Origin of the sequence: Rhizobium sp. BK529, assembly GCF_014194105.1 — a bacterium.
Lineage (GTDB): Bacteria > Pseudomonadota > Alphaproteobacteria > Rhizobiales > Rhizobiaceae > Rhizobium.
On the sequence record NZ_JACIAU010000001.1, the window covers coordinates 2,947,021 to 2,969,290 of the forward strand.

Sequence of the window (22,270 nt, forward strand, 5' to 3'; positions counted from 1 at the left end):
AAGATATGTATAAAGTGAGAGTGTCTTACGGGGAAGGGACCATCAAGGACGTGACCGTCAACATCAACGTGATCAAGAATTAGAGAGGGACGAGCGTCGGCGGTCGCGTGAGCCGAGGCGTCGCTCGGCAGTTCACGCAGTCTCAGCCGCCTGCGGGATGGACTGCAGCAGCGTTTGGCGGGCCGAGCGAAGGTGGATGCGGCAGGCGGCCTCGATCCTTGCCTGATCGCGGGCTTCGAGTGCTGCGATATAATCGAGGTGTTCGTGGATGGCGCGCTCGTTGCGTTCGCGGGCGGCCGCCTTGTTCCACTGGTAATGATAGTGGAAGATGATGGCGATCGCGTCATAGAAATCGGCAATGAAGCGGTTCTTCGAGGCGCGGTGGATCAGGAGATGGAAACGCTCGTCGAGGGCCGAGAATTCCTTGAAGCGATTGTTGATATCGGAGAGCACCGAAACGTGCTCCTTCTTGATCGCCGCAAGATCGGCCCATGCCTGATGCCCGGCAGGCAGCTTGCCGAATTCGGCGGCCGAATGCAGCTCGAACATTTCGCGCACGTCGGCAAGCTCCAGCGCGAATTCGCGGGTAAAGCCCTTCAGCGTCCAGTGGCTGTTCGGGCGTTTTTCGATCAGGCCGAAACGCGAGAAGCGGATCAGGAATTCGCGCACGCTCGTCGTGCCCGTGCCGATCTCGCGGGCGAGCTCCAGCTCGTTGATCTGCATGCCGGGGGCGGCTTCATCCGACAGGATGCGCTGCATGAAACTGCGCTCGATGATGTCGTGCAGGGAATCGGTTTCTTCCGAGGGGAAGAAGTCGCGGTCGGTCGGCTGGCGCAGGACGATCTTCTGGCGCTTGTTCCAGCGGATGATGCCCTCGTCGCTGAGGCGGGTCAGGATAGCGCGTGCCGTGCTGCGGCTGACGCCGAGCTGGGCGGCAATCTCAGGCTCCGAAGGCAGCGCGGTATCCATGCGCAATGCTGCCGCATATCGATTGTAGGCTTCCTTGAAGACCGTATTCTGTCTTGCCATCAGACCCCGCTTTCCGCCCGACGATACGGCCCAAGAGACACGGCCATCATGCCCGCCGCCAAGAACGGGCCTAGCCGGACCAGGAGCCTCTTCAAGCGACCTTTATCTTATTTTCAGTCGCATGCGGCCGTTTGCCTCCCTCGTCCACAGGATCAATATTCCCGTTGACTTGAAAATGTTTATTGTAGATAAAAAACAAAATCAATGCGCAATTGAGGCAACAAGCGCCGATCAACGGACGCTTCCTCAGGGAGAAGAAATTGGACAGACAGCCTTGGATCATCCTGTCGGCAGGAGACAATGTCGCGGTCGCAACGGCACCGATCGCTGAAGGATCCGATGTCGCCAATGTGACGACGCGGCAGAAGATCGACGCCGGCCACAAGATCGCCATAACGGACATCCCGCAGGGCATGCCGGTGGTGAAATACGGCCAGGCGATTGGCCGTACCACGGCGGATGTGAAAGCCGGCGACCATGTTCACAGCCACAACCTGCATTTCGAAAACGACCGCCTCGCCGCAACGGCCAATTCCGCTCCCGAAGAAGCCAGTGCCGAAGACAGGGCGCGCACCTTCATGGGCTATCGCCGTGCCGACGGGCGGGCTGCGACGCGCAACTATATCGGCATCATTGCCAGCGTGAACTGTTCCACCACGGTCTGCAGGGCGATCGCCGACGAGGCCAACCGCACGATCCTGCCGCATTATGACGGGATCGACGGTTTCGTGCCGATCGTTCACGACCAGGGCTGCGGCATGAGCTCGACCGGCGACGGCATGAATGTGCTGCACCGCACGCTCGCCGGTTATACGCGGCATGTGAATTTCGGCGGGGTGCTGATGATCGGCCTCGGCTGCGAGGTCAACCAGCTGACGCTCTACGGCCAGAGCGGCGCGGGCGCCTCCAAGCGGCATTTCAACATTCAGGATGCCGGCGGTTCGCGCCGCGCGGTCGAGCGCGCCATGGGCGTACTGCGCGAAATCGCCGCCGATGTCGGCCGTGAAAAGCGCGTGCCGATGTCTGTCAGCGAGATCATCATCGGCCTGCAATGCGGCGGTTCCGACGGCTTTTCGGGCATCACCGCCAATCCGGCGCTCGGCGTTGCAGCAGACCTGCTGGCGGCCGCCGGCGGTACGGCGATCCTCTCGGAAACCTCCGAGATCTATGGCGCGGAGCATCTGCTGCGCAGCCGCGCCGTTAGCGAGGAAGTCGCAAAGAAGCTCGATGAGAAGATCGCCTGGTGGGAAGACTATGTCGCCCTGCACGGCGCCTCGCTCGATAACAATCCGTCGCCGGGCAACAAGCGCGGCGGCCTGACGACCATTCTCGAAAAGTCGCTCGGCGCTGTCGCCAAGGGCGGCCGCTCGCCGCTGACTGCCGTCTATGGTTATGCCGAGCGCGTCACGGCTCCCGGCCTCGTGTTCATGGACACGCCCGGCTACGATCCGGTCTCCGCCACCGGCCAGGTGGCCGGCGGCGCCAACATGATCGCGTTCACGACCGGCCGCGGCAGCTGCTTCGGCTGTCGCCCCGCCCCCTCGCTGAAGCTCGCCAGCAATTCGGCGCTCTATGCCTCGATGGAAGAGGACATGGATATCGATTGCGGCACCATCGTTACGGGTGACGCGACGATCAGCGCCAAGGGCCGCGAGATCTTCGATCTGATCGTCGAGACGGCCTCGGGCAAGAAGACGAAAAGCGAAATCTTCGGCTACGGCGATAACGAATTCGTTCCGTGGCATCTCGGCGCCACGCTCTAAGTGATATTAAGGTCTTCACGGGGAGGAATGATGAAGACGAGGAGAATCGGCAAGACGGCGCTTGAGGTGACCGAAATCAGCTTCGGCGCCGCGGCACTCGGCGGCCTTTACCGCGCCTGCCCGCGCGAGCAGGCGATGGAAACGCTGGAAACGGCGTGGAACCACGGCATCCGCTATTACGATGTGGCGCCGTGGTACGGCCTTGGGCTCGGCGAACGACATGTCGGCGATTTCCTGCGCGGCAAGCCGGAAAATGACTATGTGCTGTCCACCAAGGTCGGCCGCCTGCTGCGCCCGGTGCCGACCGGCAGCGTTCCGGATTACAGCTATGTCGATCCGCTCTCCTTCGATGCCGATTACGATTATTCCTATGACGGCATCATGCGGTCGGTCGATTTCAGCTATGCGCGGCTCGGCCTCAACCGCATCGATATTCTCTATGTCCACGATATCGGCGGCTATACGCACGGTGCTGCCAAGAATGCGGTTCATCTGAAGAATTTCCTCGACAGCGGCATCAAGGCTCTGGAGCAGCTGAAGTCATCTGGCGCGATCAAGGCGTTCGGTCTCGGCGTCAACGAAGTGCCTGTTTGCCTCGACGTGATGCGCAATGCCGATATCGACGTGATCCTGCTTGCCGGCCGCTACACGCTGCTCGACCGGTCGGCGGTTGCCGAGCTCATCCCGCTCTGCCGGCAGAAGGATACGTCGCTGGTCGTCGGCGGCGTTTTCAATTCCGGCATTCTGGCAACCGGTCCGGTGCCGGGATCGCATTTCGACTATATGCCGGCAAATGACGAGGTGCTCGGCAAGGTGGGCGCGATGGAAGCGGTGGCCAAGCGTCATGGCGTTCCGCTTGCCGCCCCCGCCCTGCAATTTCCGCTGCGCGATCCGATCGTCTCCTCGGTGCTGATCGGCACGGCAAGGCCTTCGAGCCTCGTGCGCAACATGGAAAATTTCGAACCGCAGCTTCCCGCCGATATCTATTCCGAATTCGAGCCCTACACGCTGGTCGCCGCACCGCTTGGCGAAGAAGCCGTCCGGGTCTGAGGAGACAACATGCTTAAAGGTATTCACCCGCTTCTCGGTCCCGATCTGCTCTATGCGCTGAAAAGCATGGGGCATGGCGACGATATCGTCATTGCCGATGCCAATTTCCCGGCGAGCAGCATGGGACCCGACGTCATCCGGGCCGATGGCGTCAGTGCCACCGATATGGCCGAGGCGATCCTCACCCATATGCCGCTCGATACATTCGTGCCGCAGTCGGCATGGCGGATGGAAGTGGTCGGCGATGCCAAGGCCGTGCCGGAAGTCTGCGCCGAATTCCAGGAGATCGTCACCCGGCGCGCCGGAAATTTTCCCATCGCATCTGTCGAGCGCTTCGCCTTCTACGAGATGGCGCGGAAGGCCGCTTATATCGTCGCGACCACCGAATTCCGGCTATACGGCAACCTTATTTTGAAGAAGGGCGTCGTGCATCCGCACGAGGTGCGATTCGACTAAAGACCTTATTTTAGGTCTTTATGTATTTGAAATAAAAACAAATGCTTGGAAGGCAATTTGATGGGCTACGAAGGCGAAATCAGCGCACTTGCAATTTGATCGCGCCTCGGCTAGCTTCTTCCTGCAAATGTTTTTTATCGATAAAAATCGTCCGCTCGCGTTCAGCGGTCTGGTTTCATTGGAGGAGAACGCACCTTGAGAGGAGAACCCTTATGAGCATCGTGAAAACCCTTCTGTCCCGCCGGGCCTTTACGGCACTTGCGGGCGCCGCCGTCATTGCGACGGCGATGCCGGTCACGTCCTTTGCTGCCGACGTGACGATCCCGATCATCGTCAAGGACACGACGTCCTTCTACTGGCAGATCGTTCTGGCCGGCGCTCGCCAGGCCGGCAAGGATCTCGGCGTGAAGGTACCGGAACTCGGCGCCCAGTCGGAATCCGACATCAACGGCCAGATCTCGATTCTGGAAAATGCCGTTGCCGGCAAGCCAGCCGCCGTCGTCATTTCGCCGACCGAATTCAAGGCACTCGGCAAGCCGATCGATGAAGCCGCCAAGTCCGTTCCGGTCATCGGTATCGATTCGGCAGCCGACTCCAAGGCATTCAAGTCGTTCCTGACGACGGATAACGTCCAGGGTGGCCGTATCGCTGCTGACGGCCTTGCCGCCGCCATCAAGGCCGCGACGGGCAAGGAAGAAGGCGAAATCGCCATCATCACCAGCCTGCCGGGCGTTGGCTCGCTCGACCAGCGTCGCCAGGGCTTCCTCGATGAAATCAAGTCGAAGTATCCGGGCCTCAAGGTGATCGCCGACAAGTATGCCGACGGCCAGGCAACCACCGGCCTCAACATGATGACCGACCTGATCACGGCAAACCCGAAACTCGTCGGCGTCTTTGCGTCGAACCTGATCATGGCACAGGGTGTTGGCCAGGCGATCGCTGAAAACAAGCTCGGCGACAAGATCAAGGTCATCGGCTTCGACAGCGACGACAAGACGGTCGGCTTCCTCAAGGACGGCGCACTCGCGGGCCTCGTCGTTCAGGACCCCTATCGCATGGGTTATGACGGCGTGAAGACGGCTCTTGCCGTTTCCAAGGGTGAAAAGGTCCCGGCAAATGTCGATACGGGTGCAAACCTCGTCACCAAGGCGAACATGAAAGAGCCGAAGATCGACGCGCTCCTGAACCCGAAGATCAAGTAATAACGACAGACGAGCCGCGCCGGCTTCAAAACCGGCGCGGCTTTTTCCATCCATGGTATGTTTGGGATGGAGAGCAGACGTGACAAGAGGAGGAGAGGTCCATGACCGGACTGGAAGAGGTCAGTCATCGCCACGATGACAGCGCGACGCTGAAAGAAGCCAATCGAATTCCCGCCGGATCGCCCATCCTCGAACTGAAAGGCTTGCAGAAGAATTACGGTCACGTGCAGGCGCTGAAGCCGGCGACGCTGACCTTCTTTGCCGGCGAAATCCACGCCATCGTCGGCGAAAATGGCGCCGGCAAATCGACGCTGATCAAATTGCTCACCGGCGTCATCACCCGCACGGCCGGCGAAGTGTTCTGGTGCGGCCATCCGGTGGGGCTGTCGACGCCGAACGAGGCGATCGCCCGCGGCATCAATGCCGTCCACCAGGAAGTCGTGCTCTGCCCGCACCTGACTGTTGCCGCCAATCTCTTCCTCGGCGACGAGGTCAATCGCTACGGCCTGATGCGCAAGAAGCAGATGGAGAAGATGGCGCAGTCTGTGCTCGACGATCTTGGCTTCGGCCTGCCAGCCGGTGCGCTGCTGAGCTCGCTGACGATCGGTCAGCAGCAGCTCGTCGCCACCGCGCGCGCGGCGATGCGCGGCACGCAGTTCCTGATCTTTGACGAGCCGACTGCCTATCTCACCCGCCAGGAATCCGCGCAGCTCTTCAAGCTGATCCGCCGGCTGCAAGGCGAAGGTGTTACCATCGTCTATATCAGCCATCGCATGGAAGAAGTCTTCGAACTGGCAGACCGCGTCTCGGTGCTGCGCGACGGCACGCATGTCGGCACGCGGCTGATCGGCGAGACCAACGAGGCCGAGCTCATCGCGCTGATGATCAACCGCACGATCGAACAGATCTACCACAAGGAAGACATTCCGATCGGCGAGACGATTCTCGATGTCAGGGGCCTCACCGGCCCGGGCTTCGAAGACGTGTCGCTGAGCGTCAAGGCAGGACAGATTGTCGGCCTTTATGGCCTGATCGGCGCCGGGCGCAGCGAATTCGCGCTCGGGCTCTACGGACGCCAGCCGACAAGCGCCGGCGAAATCCACTGGAAGGGCAAGCGCGTCAACATCCGCAACGAACGCACCGCCATGGAGCTCGGAATTGCGCTGGCACCGGAAAGCCGGCGCGACCAGGGGCTTTGCCTCAACCAGTCGATCGGCCTCAACATCAACTTGCCGGTCTTCGGGCGGCTGAGCCACGGACCGGTCATCAATCATACGCGGGAGTCGGCCAATGCCGACAAACAAATCCGCGATCTCAGCATCAAGACGCCGAGCCGGCGCGTGCCGGCCTCCAGCATGTCGGGCGGCAACCAACAGAAGATCGTCATCGGCAAGTGGTTGAGCCACGGCGCCCGGCTGTTCATCTTCGATGAGCCGACCGTCGGGGTGGACGTCGGCACCAAGGCGGAAATCTATCGGCTCTTCGCCAAGCTGCTGAAAGAGGGGGCAGGCATCATCCTGATCTCCTCCTACCTGCCTGAGGTCTACGAACTGGCCGACCGGCTGCACGTCTTCCGCGGCGGCAAGCTCGTCGCGAGCCATGATTTCCACGCGGCGACGCATGAAGAAGTGCTCAGCGAAGCGATCGGCGTCTGAGCCAGAAGAATAAGAGGGAGAAAATCATGACTGCCACCCCCACCGAAATCGTCGCGCCGCCGCCGCGCCGGAAGATGAATATTCTGTTCGGCCTGACGCTGATCGGCTTGCTGATCTTCCTCTGGGTCGTGCTCGGCTTCGTCACCCCGAGCTTCTGGACGCCGCTCAACATTTCCAACCTGCTGCGCCAAGGCGCGATGACGGCGATCCTGGCGCTCGGCCAGACCTTTGTCATCATTACTGCGGGCATCGACCTTTCGGTCGGCGCGATCGTCGGCTTCTGCACCGTCATCATCGCCTGGCTCTTACAGACCGGCGTACCGCTCTGGGCGGCGATCGTGCTGACATTGGCAATCGGAGTCGCGATTGGCGCCTTCCATGGCTTCGGCATCGTGCATATGGGCCTGCCGCCCTTCATTATCACGCTGGCGACGCTGACGTCGCTGCGGGGCATCGGCCTCTTGATCACCAACGGCTCGACGATCAGCATTACGGACGAAGGTTTCAGCAATTTCGCCCGCGCCGATTTCCTCGGCGTTCCGAGCCTGTTCTGGATGGTCATCCTGGTGGCGGTCCCCTCCTTCGTCTTCCTGCATCTGAGCCGCTGGGGCCGCTATCTCTTCTCCGTCGGTTCGAATGCAGAAGCCGCGCGGCTTTCCGGCGTCAACGTCAAGGGCATGATCTACCTTGCCTATATCCTTTCGGCCTCGTTTGCCGCCTTCGTCGGCGTGCTGCTCGCCTCGCGCATTGCGATCGGCAACGCGACACAAGCCGACGGCTGGGAATTGCAGGCGATCGCTTCATCCGTTATCGGCGGCACGTCGCTCTTCGGTGCAGTCGGTTCCGTGCACGGCCCGCTGATCGGCGCCTTCATTCTGGCGACCATCAACAACGGCGCCAACCTCCTGAACGTCAACTCGTTCTGGCAGCGTATCATCACCGGCCTGCTGATCATCGTCATCGTCTATTTCGACCAGCTTCGCCGGCGCCGGGCAGGCTGAGCGGGACGCAAAACGAAGCCGGCCCAAAGGCCGGCTTTCTTCATTTCAGCAATGCGAGACCTATCATGAAAGCAGTGCTCTGCCGCGAACCAGGCGTCCTCGATCTCGTCGAGCGCCCTTCTCCCGAAACACCTGATACTGGTTGGGTACGGCTTGCCGTCAGCCATGTCGGCATCTGCGGCACGGACTATCACATCTTCGAAGGCAAGCACCCCTTCCTCGAATATCCGCGCGTGATGGGACACGAGATCTCGGCGACCGTGCTGGAGGTCGGCGACGGGGTGGCGATGGCCATTGGTACACCTGTTATCGTCAATCCCTACCTCTCTTGCGGGACCTGCGTCGCCTGCCGCCAGGGCAAGCCCAACTGCTGCACCAATATCAAAGTTCTCGGCGTACATACGGACGGTGCATTCTGCGAGGAAATCGTCGTGCCGGCGGGTAATCTCTATGCCGCCAAGGGTCTCAGCCTGGAGGCCGCGGCGACCACCGAATTCCTGGCGATCGGAGCACATGCCGTGCGCCGCTCCATGGCATCAGCCGGTTCCCGCGCGCTTGTGATCGGCGCAGGTCCGATCGGCCTCGGTGCGGCGATCTTCTCGCGTATCGCCGGTCATGACGTGACGCTGCTCGACACCAGCGCGGACCGGCTGCAGATGGCATCGGAACGCTTCGGCTTCACATCCGGCATCGTCGCTGATGACGGTACCCTCGATGCCGTGAAGGCTAAGACTGACGGTGACGGTTTCGATGTCGTCTTCGATGCGACGGGCTATGGACCTTCGATGGAGAAAGCCTTCAGCTTCGTCGCCCACGGCGGCGCGCTTGTGCTCGTCAGCGTCGTGAAGGACGATATCCGCTTCTCCGATCCCGAGTTCCACAAGCGGGAAATGATGGTGATCGGCAGCCGCAATGCGACGCGGGTCGATTTCGAGCACGTCGCGGATTCGATCGCCGGGGGTCTCGTGCCGGTCGACAAGCTGATCACGCATCGCACGACACTTGCCGATGCGCCGCGCGATCTCGCCCGCTGGGCGCACGAAAAGAGCGGCCTCATCAAGGCTGTGATCAAGGTCGCTGATTAAAGCGTATCGATTGCGGCGCGCATCTGCCTGACGACCGCGACATCCGTCCGGTTCGAGGTCGGCACATCGAAGCCGAACGAGACGGCGCGCGGATCGGCACTGGCAACGGGTGAGCTGCAGGAGCCGTGAATTTCGTGAGCACCGGTCGCCCGCAGGATTTGGACGGCATTGCTCGGGCGCACACCGCTGCCCGGCATGATCGAAATGCGGCCGGCTGCCTTAACTGAGATGCACTTCAGCGTTTCCAGTCCGTCCATCGCCTTCGGCACACAGCCCGAGGTGAGGATGCGCTCGCAGCCGAGCTCGACCGCCTGTTCGAGAGCGGCATCCGGATCGGGCACGAGATCGAAGGCGCGATGCAGCGTCGAGCCGAGGCCGGCGGCATGCGCCTTCAGGCGACGAATGAGCGGCATGTCAAGCGCGCCGTCCGGCCGGTTTGCGCCGATGACGACGCCGGCGAGGCCAGCGGCCCTGACAGCATCGATGTCGGCCAGCATCGCCTTCTCATCCGTCGCGTCGAAAATGAAGGGGCCGGCATGCGGACGGATCATTGCATAGACGGGGATCGGAGCTTCGGCGGCAATCCGCATCAGGCTCGGGAGTGGCGTCAGCCCGCCGAGTTCCAGCGCCGAGCAGAGCTCGATACGGCCGGCGCCGCCCTCGATCGCAGCCGTGAGGCCCTGAGCGCTATCGACGCATACTTCCAGCAAAACGGCCATGGTCCGAACCCTCTTCTTCCGCTAGCACCGCCGATTGTCCGCCAACCGCCGATTCCACGCTATAGCCTGATTATTTTGCCGGGATCAAACCAATGCATCGTAATAACGGCGGCTCTCGACCTCATCTCGACCGTTCAGAGCGCGCTCCCTTCGCTGGAACGTAGACGTTATGCCGTGTTCATGGCGCTGCCGTTCCGAGCGCCGGCATGATGACATCGTCGATGCAGTCGGCATCGACGTGGATGAAGAAGCCATCCAGCTCCTCTCGCGTCAGGTGATCGACCGCTTCGCGCGCGGCGGGCTCGATGCGCATCGCGCGTACGGGCAGGCCGCCCGTCATCTAACCACCACGCACTGTGCAGATGCCTTGGAACCCTGACCCTGAAAAGCGCTTTATCTACGAAGGAGGCGAACACATGGACACGCGCGTCAGACATTGCAGGGTTCAGATCGGACCGGTGGACACTTTCTACCGAGAGGCAGGACCAGAACGTGCGCCTGTCGTTCTCCTGCCGCACGGCTATCCCTGTTCATCCTATGAATTTCGCAATCTGATGCCGAGACTAGCCGACAAATGGCGGCTGATCGCTCCTGACTATCCCGGGTTCGGCTATAGCGGTACACCCGATGACTTCGACTACAGCTTCGACGGTTATGCCATGTGGCTCGACCAGTTCGTGACGCAGCTGAAGATCGAGCGCTTCGTGATCTACCTTCACGATTTCGGCTCGCCGGTCGGGGTTAGGCTGGCGATCATGCGGCCTGAAAGGGTTGTGGCTCAGATCATTCAGAACGGTGACATACCTTACGAAGATGCGCTTGGCCCGAAGTACGCCGATATCGAGAAATTCTGGTCGCTGCCCGATCAAGAGATGCGTGCGGCGATGAGAAAGGCTGTTACGGAAGAAAACTTCCGCGACGAGTTCTTAAATGATGTCCGTGCAGATTTGGTTGGATTCATCGCGCCGGACCTTTGGCAATTGCACTGGTCGCTGGTGACCGAGCGGCGAAAGGACGCCGCCGCAGACATTCTGTTTGACCTCAAGGCGAACCGCCGATGGTTTCCTGAGCACCGCCGATATCTTCAGCAGTACAAGCCGCCGACATTGATCGTGTGGGGGCCGCAAGATCACTACATGCCCGAAGAGTCAGCGCGAGCCTATCTGCGCGACCTGCCAGATGCCGAATTGCATCTCCTGGATGGCGGCCATTGGCTGCTTGAAACCAACCTCGATGAGGTTATTTCGCTTATGCGATCATTTCTCGAACGGATCGAGTCCTAACCGGCAACGGCAGTTATCTGTTTTTATCGCCAAAAGCTGCCTGTCCGCTTCCCGTGAGGGCGGGACTTTGCTCGACAGGCATGGGAACAATTTTTGCCGCCGTCGCAATCAGCAGGTCGCAAGCGTCAGCCGCGGCTTTCCGATGGTTGAAGGCCACGTGGTAGGACATGGGCATCGGTTCGGCGAGTTCGACAATGCGTACCCGATCGGCGATCGGCATGGCACTGACGCGGCCGAGGAAGGAGACGTAGCCGTGATTGGCGACGAGATCGACGATCACAGGAAGCGAATCCGCCGCGGTGATGTCCCGGTCGCGGAGGCGGCGATGCAGGGTGCGGTCATAACCGAAAGCCATGGCGGCATGGCCGATGCCGGTCCGCGGGCTCGGCGTGCAGATGGGATGACTGGCGACAAGCTCGGCGGCGGTGGCTTCCGTGCTGTCGGGCGGGGCGATCGCCACCATATCCGTGCGCAGCAATTCACGATGCCGGAAGCTGTCCAGGCCGAAGACGGAATCGAGGATTGCCACATCGATGCGCCCGGATTTCAAGGCCTCGCGCAAATCGTCAGCGGTCATCGAGACGAGCGACAGGGCGTTCTTGTTGCGCCCGGCATTCCACTCCGCAACGAGGCTGCCGAGGCAGCGCGCGACCCAGCTTTCCGCGCCCGTGGGAATGATGGCGCCGATGCGCAGCGAACGCGCTGTGCGCTGATAACGTTCGTCCGCGGCGGATTTCAACTCGTTCCAGGCGAGGCTGATCGTCGAAAACACTGTATAGGCAAGACGGCCCTCCTCCGTCAGCGCCGAGCCCTGAGCCTGGCGCTCGAAGAGGCGGGCGCCGAAGAATTTCTCAAGATTGGCAATCTGCAACGAAAGCTGCGGCTGACCAAGGCGAAGACGACGGGCTGCTCTGTTGATGCTGCCCTGATCGGCAACTTCCAGATAGCGCTCGATGGTGACGAGCTTGACGGGAATGCGGGCGGCCCACTGACCGTAAGCTTCCGGTTCGCGATGGCCAAGCCTGCCGCCGAGCTGCTCAATTGCGGTTAGGATCGGCGTCAATCCCTCCAGAGCCCTGCCGCCGGCGAGCAGGATGACCAGCTCGCCCGAAGAACGTTCGGCAAGTTTCAGGGCAAGCTCCGTTTCCAGATTGTCGATCGCCGCAGACACGGTCGACACGGAGATGTCGAAGCGGCGCGCCGTCTCGCGCATGGAGCCGGAGGACAGGACATGGCTTGCGATGAAAAGGGCGCCGAGATGCACGGCTTTCTCCGGAAACTACTGAAAAGGCGGAGGATATGACGTGTTCGTGAAAAAAGATATCCCTGCTCACAAGGGTGCAGGCTATCGTTCACCTAAACAAGAAGTCCGGTCGGCGGCAGAACCGAAAATAAGCAACCGGAACATCGTGGCAACACGCAAGGGGACAAAAACAAATCGCGCCGGCCTTGGAAAAGGAAATGCAATTCCGCGAACGGTTTTGCATTCGCCGCCATAATCGCGCCGCGACAGCGAATACTGGAGGGGGCTGCTTCGATTTTCGGGCATCGAATTTTCGAGGATGCACACTATTTCCATGACGCACGTATTTCCGGCATGATGGCCTGAGAGCCAGCCTGCCGGCCAGGGTTTCATGCGCGCAGGCTTCGCATCCGGGGCTTTCGCGACGTTTAACGGTGTTCAACCAAGGGGATAATCATGCTTAGGAAATTCGCACTTGCCGTCTCGCTTTCCGCTTTTGCGGTCGGCGCGGCCCACGCCGCAGACGTCGTCGTTTCGTCGAAGATCGACACCGAAGGCACGCTGCTCGGCAATGTCATCGCTCTCGCCCTGGAAGCCAACGGCATCAAGACGCAGGACCGTATCGCGCTCGGTGCCACGCCGGTCGTGCGCAAGGCGATTACCGCAGGCGAAATCGACATCTATCCGGAATATACCGGCAATGCCGGCTTCTTCTTCAACAAGGCCGATGATGCTGCCTGGAAGAACCTCGACCAGGGCTATCAGATGGCCAAGAAACTCGACTATGACGCCAACAAGATCGTCTGGCTGACACCGTCGCCGGCCAACAATACATGGGCGCTGGCCGTGCGCAGCGACGTTGCCGGTCCGAACAAGCTCAAGACCATGTCCGACTTCGGCAAGTGGGTTTCGGGCGGCGGTGCTGTCAAGCTTGCGGCATCCGCCGAATTCGTCAACTCCGCCGGCGCCCTGCCCGCCTTCCAGACCACCTATGGCTTCACCCTGAAGCCGGATCAGGAAGTCGTGCTTTCGGGCGGCGATACGGCCGCAACGATCAAGGCGGCCGCCGACCAGACCAACGGCGTCAATACCGCCATGGTCTACGGCACGGACGGCGCGATCGAAGCGGCCCAGCTGACGGTTCTCGAAGACGACAAGAGCGTGCAGCAGGTCTATGCACCGACCCCGATCATCCGTGAAGCGGTGCTGCAGGCCAATCCCAAGATCCAGGAAATCCTCGCTCCGATCTTCCAGAGCCTGACGGCAGACGAGCTGCGCAAGCTCAACGCCAAGATCCAGGTCGATGGCGAGCCGGCGAAGTCGGTTGCCGAAAGCTATCTGAAGGAAAAGGGCTTCCTGAAGTAATTGCCTACTGCCTAATTCCTTAAATCGGGATCGATTTGCGGATAAAATTATGCAGCGTTTATAAGTGCTACAGCGCCCTTTGCCCGTCTGAAAAGGCACGCGGCGCTGTCGTGCTCCGCCCGGGATTCGGGCGGGGCCTGTTGCGGACAGGGTTGGATCGATGGAAGAAACCTTAGCGGTCCGCAAGCTGGACCGGCTCGGCGTGGTACTCGTGGCAGGCGGCATTGCGGCGACGGCTCTTCTGCCTTTCATCTATGTGAAGGCGAACCGTATCGCCGCCGGCAAGCCGATGCTGCTGACGCAGCTCATCCCCCAGACTTCCGTGATCATCCTGCTGGTGCTTTTGGTTGCCACCGCATTGACAACGCTTTTCCTGCGCAGCGCTCTTGTCCGTCTCGGGCTCGGCACACTCTGTCTCGCCGCCTTGATTTTGGCGATCGGGCTCGTGGCAACGGCTGCGACACCGCCCGGCAGCACCGTGGCGCGCATGACGCCCGGCGGCAGTTTCTGGGTGCTCTTCGGGGTCATCGGCCTCATCATCTCCGATGCGCTGGCGAAGATCCGGCTGACGCCCTGGATGCGCGTCCTGACCCTTGTCGCCTATACCGCCCTGCTCGGCATCTGCCTTTCATCGGGCCTGCTCGACAGCCTGTCGATCCTCAGGGAATTTTCCACGCGTTCGGCGCAGTTCTGGACCGAGGCCTATTCCCATCTGCTTCTGGCGTTCGGCTCGCTTGCGATTGCCATCGTGCTCGGGTTGCCGCTCGGCATCCTCTGTTTCTGGGTGCCCAAACTGCGTGCAGTCGTGCTGCAGACGCTGAGCCTCATTCAGACTATTCCGAGCCTGGCGCTCTTCGGCATATTGATGCTGCCGCTCGGCTACCTTGCCGCGCATGTGCCGCTTGCCGCCGATATCGGCATTCGCGGCATCGGCACGGCGCCGGCGCTGATTGCGCTGGTGCTCTATTCGCTGCTGCCGATCGTCGCCAATACGGTCGTCGGCCTTGAAGGTGTCGATCCATCCGTGCGCGACGCTGCCGCCGGCATGGGGCTGACGCGCCGGCAGATCTTGACCGGTATCGATCTGCCGCTTGCCTTTCCGGTCATCCTCACGGGCATCCGCATCGTGCTCGTGCAGGCGATCGGCATGGTGACGATCGCCGCGCTGATCGGCGGCGGCGGCTTCGGCATTTTCATCTTCCAGGGGCTTGGCCAGACGGCCATGGACCTCGTCCTGCTCGGCGCCGTGCCGACCGTTTTCTTCGCCTTCTCCTCGGCCGTCATCCTCGATGCGGTCATCGAAAGCATCCAGGGGCCAGCCACATGAGCATGATCGAGATCAGGAATGTCACCAAGCGCTACGGCTCGGCCACTGTCGTCGACAATGTCTCTGTCAATGTCGAGAAGGGCTCGATCACCGTGATCGTGGGCACGTCGGGCTCCGGCAAATCGACGCTCATGCGGATGATCAACCGGCTGGTACCGATCACCGAGGGTCAGATCTTCGTCGGCGGACAGAACATTATGGACGTGCCGGCGACTGAGCTTCGTCGCAAGATCGGCTATGCCATCCAGGGACACGGCCTGTTTCCGCACCGGACGGTCGCACAGAATATCGCCACCGTGCCGCAGCTGCTCGGTTGGGATGCTGATCGTACCGACAAGCGCGTCACCGAACTGCTCGGCCTCTTCAATCTCGACCCGGCGACGTTCGCGGAAAAATATCCGCATCAGCTTTCCGGTGGCCAGCAGCAGCGCGTCGGCGTTGCCCGGGCGCTGGCGGCCGAGCCGGAACTCCTCTTGATGGACGAGCCTTTTGGCGCGCTCGATCCCGTCATCCGCGGAAAGGCGCAGGACGATCTGCTGGCGATCCAGAAACAGTTCGGCACGACTGTTGTCCTCGTCACGCATGACATGGACGAGGCCTTCCATCTCGGCAACCAGATCGCCGTCATGAGCGGCGGCAGGATGCTGCAATGCTCGACGCCGGAAAAGATCCTGACGGAGCCTGCCGATCCCTTTGTGCAACAACTCACCGGCACATCCGATCGGGCGCTGAAGCTGATGTCGCTGACGCCGCTGAAGGACAGCATGCAGCCTGCCAAACCCGGCCTGCCCTATTCGCTGGCACAGTCGCTCAGCTTGCGCGACGCGCTTGCCGAAATGATCTGGCAGGGCGTCGACGAGGCGGCCGTACAGGATGCGAACAAGGCGCCGGTGGGTTCGATCACCATGGAGCGGCTCCTCGAATTGGGCCGCAAGGCATGAGATTCATCGTCGCCAACCTCTTTCGCGCGCTGGCACTGGTGGTGCTGCTTATCCTGATCTTCAGGACGGAGTGGCTCTCCTTCATGCTGGTGCCGCTCACCAACAACAATGCGCCGCCGGTCTATACGCAAAACAGCCTTGCTTCGCTGGCGCTCGGGCATCTGGAGCTGGTTTTCGTCTCCATCATCGGTAGCGCAGTGCTGGCTGTGCTCGGCGGCATTTTCGTCACGCGTCCGAGCGGAGCGGATTTCCTGCCGCTGTCGCGGGCGATTGCCAATGCCGGTCAGACCTTTCCGCCGGTCGCAGTTCTGGCGCTCGCCGTCCCCGCCACCGGTTTTGGCGCCACGCCGACGCTGATCGCGCTCTTCCTCTACGGGTTGCTGCCGATCTTCGAGAATACGGTCGCGGGCCTCAAGCAGGTATCGCCGCAGGTGCTGGACGCCGCCGACGGCATGGGCATGAACGGCACGCAGCGCCTCTTCAAGGTCGAACTGCCGCTGGCACTGCCGCTGATCCTCGAAGGGCTGAAAGTCGCGACCGTCATCAATATCGGCACGGCGACGATCGGCTCGACCGTTGCGGCAAAGGGCCTCGGCGAGGTGATCATTGCCGGCCTCATCTCCGACAATACGGCTTTCATCCTGCAGGGCGGTTTGATCGTCGGCCTCATGGCGGTGCTGATCTATGATGTCGTCGGCCTGCTCGAAGGCGCGATTACCCGCAGAATGGGCTTGCGTCCCGCTTGAGAGGGCGGCTACCAAGGCAGATAGAGCGCACCTTCGTTTTCTTCGAATCACGAAAGTGCTCTATCTGCTTGTTTTTACGCAATTCCGGATGCAAAGCCGCTGCACATTTTGCTGGAATTGCTTTGGATATCAGCGATGGGAGACCGCCTTGGCCAAGATGATCCATTCCATGATCCGCGTGCTGGACGAGGCGCGCTCGGTCGATTTCTACAGCAAGGTCTTTGGACTCAAGGTTGCCGACCGCGTCGATTTCGAGACCTTCACGCTGATCTACCTAAGCAATGACGAGACCGGCTTCGAGTTGGAGCTGACAGTCAACAAGGGCCGCATCGAGCCCTATAATCTCGGCGACGCTTACGGACATCTCGCCGTTTCTGTCCAGGAAGTGCAGGTCGAGCACAAGCGGTTGACGGATCTCGGCCTCAATCCCGGCAAGCTCGTGGAACTCAACCGCGACGGCAAGCTCTTTGGGCTGTTCTTCTTCATCACCGATCCCGACGGCTACAAGATCGAAGTGCTGCAGCGCCACGGTCGTTTCCAATAAGATAAGAGGCTTGTCATGATTGGGAGGAGAGAGCTTCATAACGGCTGGACGCTTTCCTGTAACGATACAGGAAGAGGCGCTCTGTCAAAGACCATTCCGGCCACGGTGCCCGGCTGCGTGCATCTCGATCTGCTGGCGAACCGGCTGATCCCCGATCCCTATCTCGATATCAACGAGATCACAAATGACTGGATCGGCAGGACGGAATGGGCCTACCGGCTGAATTTCGAGGCCGAGCCTGACGCCGGCAAAGTGCAGGAACTGGTCTTCGACGGGATCGACACGATTGCGACGATCTGGCTGAACGGCGAGGAGATCGGCCGCACTTTCAACATGCACCGCACCTATCGCTTCGATGTCTCGTCGCTGCTGCGGCATGGTGAGAACGAGCTCAGCGTCACCTTCCATTCCGCCTATGCCTATGGCGCCGAAATGGAGAAACACTACGGTTACCGTCCCAACAACTATCCGGGTCCGGGTAACCTGATGCGCAAGATGGCCTGCAATTTCGGTTGGGACTGGGGTCCGACGCTGGTGACCGCGGGGCTCTGGAAGCCGGTGCGGCTGGAAAGCTGGGATCGCGCGCGGCTTGCTGAAACGCGAGTCTCGGGAGCACTTGCCGGTGGCGACGGGCTCGTCAAGGTGCATATGCGGCTGGCGAGGCATGGCGATGCCGGGCCGGCGAAGATCACCGCCGAGATCGGCGGCGTCACGCAGACGCTCATGGTCGAGGCGGATGCGGAGGAGGTTTCGTTCGAAGTCCGCGTGCCCTCGCCGCAGCTCTGGTGGCCGCATCATCTCGGCGCGCAGCCGCTTTATCCGCTGGAGATCCGGCTGGAAGACGAGAGCGGCAACGTACTCGACACCTATGCGAAGAAAATCGGTTTCAGGTCGCTGCGGCTCGATACGTCGCCGGATGCGCATGGCTCGGCCTTCACCTTCGTCATCAATGACGTACCGATCTTTGCCTGTGGCGCCAACTGGATACCGGATGACTGCTTTCCCTCGCGCGTAACGGCGGAGCGCTATGCGGCGCGGATCGAGGAAGCCAAGGCCGCCAATATCAACCTGCTGCGCGTCTGGGGCGGCGGGATCTTCGAGCGGGACGAATTCTACGAGGCTTGCGACCGGGCCGGCATGCTCGTCTGGCAGGATTTTCTCTTCGCCTGCGCCTCCTACCCGGAAGAAGAGCCGCTGCGGAGCGAGGTCGTTGCCGAGGTGCGGGACAATGTCGTGCGGCTGATGCCGCATGCGTCATTGATCATTTGGAACGGCAATAACGAGAATATCTGGGGCTTCGACGAATGGGGCTGGCGGCCGATCATCAAGGACGGCGTGAGCTGGGGGCTCGGCTATTATCTCGATGTCCTGCCAAAGCTCTGCGCCGAGCTCGACCCCGACCGGCCCTATTATCCCGGCAGCCCCTATTCGGGCTCCATGGAGATCGAGCCGAATGACGATCGGCACGGTTGCAAACATATCTGGGACGTCTGGAACGACGTCGGTTACGAGGTTTATCGCAATTACATTCCACGCTTCTGCTCGGAATTCGGCTGGCAGGCGCCGCCCACATGGGCAACGCTCCAGGAGAGCGTGCATGACGAGCCGCTGACGCCGGAATCGCGTGGGGTTTTTCATCATCAGAAGGCGACCCAGGGCAATGACAAGCTCGTCAAAGGGCTTGCCGGGCATCTGCCCGTGCCGCAGACGATGGATGACTGGCATTTCGCCACGCAACTCAATCAGGCCCGCGCCATCCGCTTTGCCGTCGAGCACATGCGTTCGCATCGCGATATCTGCAAGGGCGCGGTCGTCTGGCAGTTCAACGATTGCTGGCCGGTCACATCATGGGCAGCTCTCGATTCGGCCGGACGGCGCAAACCGCTCTGGTATGCGATGCAGCAGGCCTTCCACCCTCGCCTGCTGACGATCCAGCCGCGCAGAAATGGCCTTTCGGCGGTCGCCGTCAACGAGCAGACGCTGTTCTGGCGCTCGAAGATCAGCGGCAAGCGCATGCGGCTTGATGGCACTGTGCTGGCGGAGTTCGAATTCTGGCGGCTGCTCTGCGATCGGTTCGAGGCGAGGGAATTTCCTTTGCCCGATGATGTTGCGAAAGCCGGTTCGGTGAATGAGGAAGTCATCGTCGTGCAGATGCTTGACAAACGCGCCTTCCATTACTTCGTCGAGGATGTCGATCTTAAGCTCCCGGAACCAGAGATCGATATTGCGTTGGCAAGATCGACTGGGGGCTACGAGGTCACGGTAAGCGCCAAGGTTTTTCTGAAAGACCTCTGTCTGATGGCGGATCGGCTCGATCCTGCGGCGGTGGTCGATTCCATGCTGGTAACCCTGCTCCCCGGCGAGAGCCATGTCTTCCGCCTAGTGACCGAGAAACAGCTGTCGGCCGAGGAGATCGTTGTTGGAACCGTACTGCGCTCCGCCAATGATCTCTTGAACGCAAACTGAAAGGCCCCGCTCTGGCGGGGCCTCTGCCGGCTCGTTCTCGCGGATAACGTTACATCCAGTAGGGTGGCACGCCGTAGTAGTCATAAACGCGGCGACCGTTGTCGTTGTACCAGGTGTCGTCATCATCCGCGTAGCTCGGCGCGCCTTCGATCTGCTCCTTCGTGAGATCGATGCGGTAGCCGTCCAGCTGGGTATCGTAGGTCAGCTTTGCCCATGGCAGCGGATAGTGGTCATGGCCGATGCCGAGGAAGCCGCCAAAGCTCAGAACGGCATAAGCCACACGGCCGTCCTGCTTCCCGAGGATGAGGCGCTCGATGGAACCGATGTGTTTGCCATCGGCGCCATAGACGCGGGTGCCTTCCACGCGGTCGCTGGCAATCAGCGTCGGCGTATCCTTTACATTCGGGTCACGGCGGGTGGCGTCGGTATCCTCATTCAACATTGTGCACCTCCTTTGTTGTTTCCTCGTGGGTTCATCCACACCAATCAAACGTGTCCTACGCTTCAAAGTTCCCTGTTGCAGGCTGCCCCGTGTGCCCTCGGGATATTGACGTTTACGTCAAGGTTATTGTAGCCTCAAGTTGCTTGAACCGTTCAAGCAATGGCATAAGCTGCCTTTGACGGAGGATGGAGGAATCTTCCGATTCAGACCGGATAAATCCGGTTTCGGCGGCCGAATGGGAGAGAGAAAATGAACAGCATTTCCGCCCACCCAAGCGGTGCGAAACCGGAAAAACCATGGCTTGCTAACTATCCGGACGTCGTTCCGGCCCAGATTCCCCCGCTGGAATTCACATCGCTTCCCGACCTTCTGGAAAAGAATTGTGCACGTTTTGCCGGTCGCAAAGCCTTTTCCAGCATGGGCAAGGCAATGACCTATCGCGAGCTCGAGGCGCAAACCCGCAAAGTGGCTGCCTGGCTGCAGAGCGTCGGCCTGCAGAAGGGCGACCGTGTCGCTGTTATGATGCCGAACGTGCTTCAGAACCCCGTCGCAGTCTATGGCATCCTGCGCGCCGGGCTGATCGTGGTGAACGTCAACCCGCTCTATACGCCGCGCGAGCTCGAACACCAGCTCAACGATTCCGGCGCCAAGGCCATTTTCGTTCTCGAAAACTTCGCGCGCACCGTCGAGCAGGTGATCAACAAGACGGACCTGCGCCATGTCGTCGTCACCTCTCTCGGCGAAATGCTCGGACTCAAGGGGCATATCGTCAACTTCATCGTCCGCCGGAAAAAGAAGCTGGTGCCATCCTGGTCCATTCCGGACCATAAAAGCTTCCGCCAGGTGCTTGCCGAGGGCGCGAAGAAGACGCTGGCGCCTGTCGCGCTCTCCGGGAGCGACATCGCCTTCCTGCAATATACTGGAGGTACGACTGGAATTGCCAAGGGTGCGGTGCTCACACACCAGAACCTGCTTGCCAACAAGCTGCAGCTGCAGCTCTGGCTGAAATCCGCCTTCGACAAGAAGAAGCAGCCTGATGTGCTGAACTTTCTTTGCGCGCTGCCGCTCTATCACATCTTCGCGCTGACGGTGAATTCGCTGATGGGCATGTCGCTCGGCGCCCATAATGTGCTGATCGCCAACCCGCGCGATATTCCGGGGCTTGTGAAGGAATTCCAGAAGTCCGATATTCATATCTTCCCCGGCCTCAACACGCTATTCAATGCGCTGCTCAACAATGCCGATTTCGCCAAGCTCGATTTCTCATCGCTCGTCATGTCGCTCGGCGGCGGCATGGCCGTACAGAGACCGGTGGCGGAACGCTGGTTGAAGGTGACCGGCTCGCATATCACCGAGGGTTACGGACTTTCGGAGACCTCTCCCGTCGCCACCGCCAACCGCTTCGATTCTCCCGAATTCACTGGCTCGATCGGACTTCCCATTCCCTCGACGGAACTCGACATCCGCGACGAGGCCGGCAATTCTCTGCCGCTTGGCGAGATCGGCGAGATCTGCATCCGTGGGCCGCAGGTGATGACCGGCTACTGGAACAAGCCGGAGGAAACGGCGCAGGTGATGACGCCGGACGGCTATTTCCGCAGCGGCGACATGGGCTTCATGGACGAGCGCGGTTACACCAAGATCGTCGACCGAAAGAAGGACATGATCCTTGTCTCCGGCTTCAACGTCTATCCGAACGAGATCGAGGAAGTGGCCGCCATGCATCCAGGCGTCCTCGAAGCCGCCGCGATCGGCGTGCCGGACAGGCATTCCGGCGAAGCGGTGAAGCTCTTCATCGTGCGCAAGGATCCTGATCTCACCGAGGCCGAGGTGAAGGCCCATTGCATGGCCAATCTCACCAATTACAAGCGGCCGCGCTTCATCGAATTCCGAGCCGAGCTGCCGAAGACGCCAGTCGGCAAGATCCTGCGCAAGGACCTGCGTGGCTGAATT

Annotated in this window: 19 protein-coding genes and 1 pseudogene; 15 read left to right on the forward strand and 5 right to left on the reverse strand. The window is 60.8% G+C overall.

Annotated elements, in window-relative coordinates:
• Positions 1-132: 132 nt before the first annotated feature.
• Entirely contained in the window at positions 133-1,029 is an 897-nt protein-coding gene (locus FHX08_RS14815; protein ID WP_132652782.1) for a GntR family transcriptional regulator, read from the reverse strand.
• A gap of 260 nt (positions 1,030-1,289) precedes the next feature.
• Between FHX08_RS14815 and FHX08_RS14820 the strand changes: the two genes are divergently transcribed.
• The 7 genes from FHX08_RS14820 (at position 1,290) to FHX08_RS14850 (ending at position 9,241) form a co-directional block, all read left to right on the forward strand.
• Positions 1,290-2,792 carry a UxaA family hydrolase gene (locus FHX08_RS14820; protein WP_132652784.1) on the forward strand — a complete coding sequence of 501 codons (1,503 nt, stop codon included), beginning with the start codon at positions 1,290-1,292 and terminating at the stop codon, positions 2,790-2,792.
• A gap of 30 nt (positions 2,793-2,822) precedes the next feature.
• On the forward strand, positions 2,823-3,842 hold the full coding sequence (locus FHX08_RS14825) for an aldo/keto reductase (protein ID WP_132652785.1): 1,020 nt from the start codon (positions 2,823-2,825) through the stop codon (positions 3,840-3,842).
• Positions 3,843-3,851: 9 nt separating this feature from the next.
• On the forward strand, positions 3,852-4,298 hold the full coding sequence (locus tag FHX08_RS14830) for an RbsD/FucU family protein (protein WP_184327275.1): 447 nt from the start codon (positions 3,852-3,854) through the stop codon (positions 4,296-4,298).
• A 212-nt stretch (positions 4,299-4,510) separates the two neighbouring features.
• Positions 4,511-5,500 carry an ABC transporter substrate-binding protein gene (locus FHX08_RS14835; RefSeq protein WP_132652787.1) on the forward strand — a complete coding sequence of 330 codons (990 nt, stop codon included), beginning with the start codon at positions 4,511-4,513 and terminating at the stop codon, positions 5,498-5,500.
• A 101-nt stretch (positions 5,501-5,601) separates the two neighbouring features.
• Positions 5,602-7,155, forward strand: coding sequence for a sugar ABC transporter ATP-binding protein (locus tag FHX08_RS14840; protein WP_132652788.1), 1,554 nt, complete (start codon positions 5,602-5,604; stop codon positions 7,153-7,155).
• Positions 7,156-7,181: 26 nt separating this feature from the next.
• The gene (locus tag FHX08_RS14845; protein WP_132652789.1) at positions 7,182-8,156 is read left to right on the forward strand and encodes an ABC transporter permease; all 975 of its coding nucleotides are present in this window, start codon (positions 7,182-7,184) and stop codon (positions 8,154-8,156) included.
• 65 nt (positions 8,157-8,221) lie between these two features.
• Entirely contained in the window at positions 8,222-9,241 is a 1,020-nt protein-coding gene (locus tag FHX08_RS14850; protein WP_132652790.1) for a zinc-binding alcohol dehydrogenase family protein, read from the forward strand.
• On the opposite strand, the gene FHX08_RS14855 is transcribed toward FHX08_RS14850, so the two are convergent.
• Positions 9,238-9,960 carry a copper homeostasis protein CutC gene (locus tag FHX08_RS14855; protein ID WP_132652791.1) on the reverse strand — a complete coding sequence of 241 codons (723 nt, stop codon included), beginning with the start codon at positions 9,958-9,960 and terminating at the stop codon, positions 9,238-9,240. The genes FHX08_RS14850 and FHX08_RS14855 overlap by 4 nt on opposite strands.
• Before the next feature lie 181 nt (positions 9,961-10,141).
• Positions 10,142-10,282: pseudogene (locus FHX08_RS14860) on the reverse strand (arginase family protein); the annotation flags it as partial.
• 94 nt (positions 10,283-10,376) lie between these two features.
• On the opposite strand from FHX08_RS14860, the gene FHX08_RS14865 reads away from it, so the two are divergent.
• Positions 10,377-11,243 (forward strand): alpha/beta fold hydrolase, encoded by an 867-nt coding sequence (locus tag FHX08_RS14865; protein WP_132653222.1) that lies wholly within the window; start codon positions 10,377-10,379, stop codon positions 11,241-11,243.
• A gap of 13 nt (positions 11,244-11,256) precedes the next feature.
• Here FHX08_RS14865 and FHX08_RS14870 read toward each other — a convergent pair whose 3' ends face one another.
• Complete coding sequence (locus tag FHX08_RS14870) at positions 11,257-12,507, reverse strand: LysR family transcriptional regulator (protein ID WP_132652792.1); 1,251 nt, start codon at positions 12,505-12,507, stop codon at positions 11,257-11,259.
• 435 nt (positions 12,508-12,942) lie between these two features.
• On the opposite strand from FHX08_RS14870, the gene FHX08_RS14875 reads away from it, so the two are divergent.
• From FHX08_RS14875 to FHX08_RS14900, 6 genes are all read left to right on the forward strand, one after another.
• Positions 12,943-13,851, forward strand: a complete 909-nt coding sequence (locus tag FHX08_RS14875) for an ABC transporter substrate-binding protein (protein ID WP_132652794.1) — start codon at positions 12,943-12,945, stop codon at positions 13,849-13,851.
• A 160-nt stretch (positions 13,852-14,011) separates the two neighbouring features.
• Complete coding sequence (locus FHX08_RS14880; protein ID WP_132652795.1) at positions 14,012-15,178, forward strand: ABC transporter permease; 1,167 nt, start codon at positions 14,012-14,014, stop codon at positions 15,176-15,178.
• Positions 15,175-16,119, forward strand: a complete 945-nt coding sequence (locus FHX08_RS14885; protein WP_132652796.1) for an ABC transporter ATP-binding protein — start codon at positions 15,175-15,177, stop codon at positions 16,117-16,119. Before FHX08_RS14880 ends, FHX08_RS14885 begins: the two co-directional genes overlap by 4 nt.
• On the forward strand, positions 16,116-16,865 hold the full coding sequence (locus FHX08_RS14890; RefSeq protein ID WP_132652797.1) for an ABC transporter permease: 750 nt from the start codon (positions 16,116-16,118) through the stop codon (positions 16,863-16,865). The genes FHX08_RS14885 and FHX08_RS14890 overlap by 4 nt, the downstream gene beginning before the upstream one ends.
• A gap of 148 nt (positions 16,866-17,013) precedes the next feature.
• A complete protein-coding gene (locus tag FHX08_RS14895) occupies positions 17,014-17,409 on the forward strand; it encodes a VOC family protein (RefSeq protein WP_132652798.1) in 396 nt (131 codons plus the stop codon).
• Positions 17,410-17,424: 15 nt separating this feature from the next.
• On the forward strand, positions 17,425-19,875 hold the full coding sequence (locus FHX08_RS14900; RefSeq protein ID WP_132652799.1) for a glycoside hydrolase family 2 protein: 2,451 nt from the start codon (positions 17,425-17,427) through the stop codon (positions 19,873-19,875).
• Positions 19,876-19,924: 49 nt separating this feature from the next.
• On the opposite strand, the gene FHX08_RS14905 is transcribed toward FHX08_RS14900, so the two are convergent.
• Positions 19,925-20,317 carry a PRC-barrel domain-containing protein gene (locus FHX08_RS14905; RefSeq protein WP_132652800.1) on the reverse strand — a complete coding sequence of 131 codons (393 nt, stop codon included), beginning with the start codon at positions 20,315-20,317 and terminating at the stop codon, positions 19,925-19,927.
• Between the two features lie 249 nt (positions 20,318-20,566).
• Between FHX08_RS14905 and FHX08_RS14910 the strand changes: the two genes are divergently transcribed.
• A complete protein-coding gene (locus FHX08_RS14910) occupies positions 20,567-22,267 on the forward strand; it encodes a long-chain fatty acid--CoA ligase (protein WP_184327276.1) in 1,701 nt (566 codons plus the stop codon).
• Positions 22,268-22,270 lie beyond the last annotated feature (3 nt).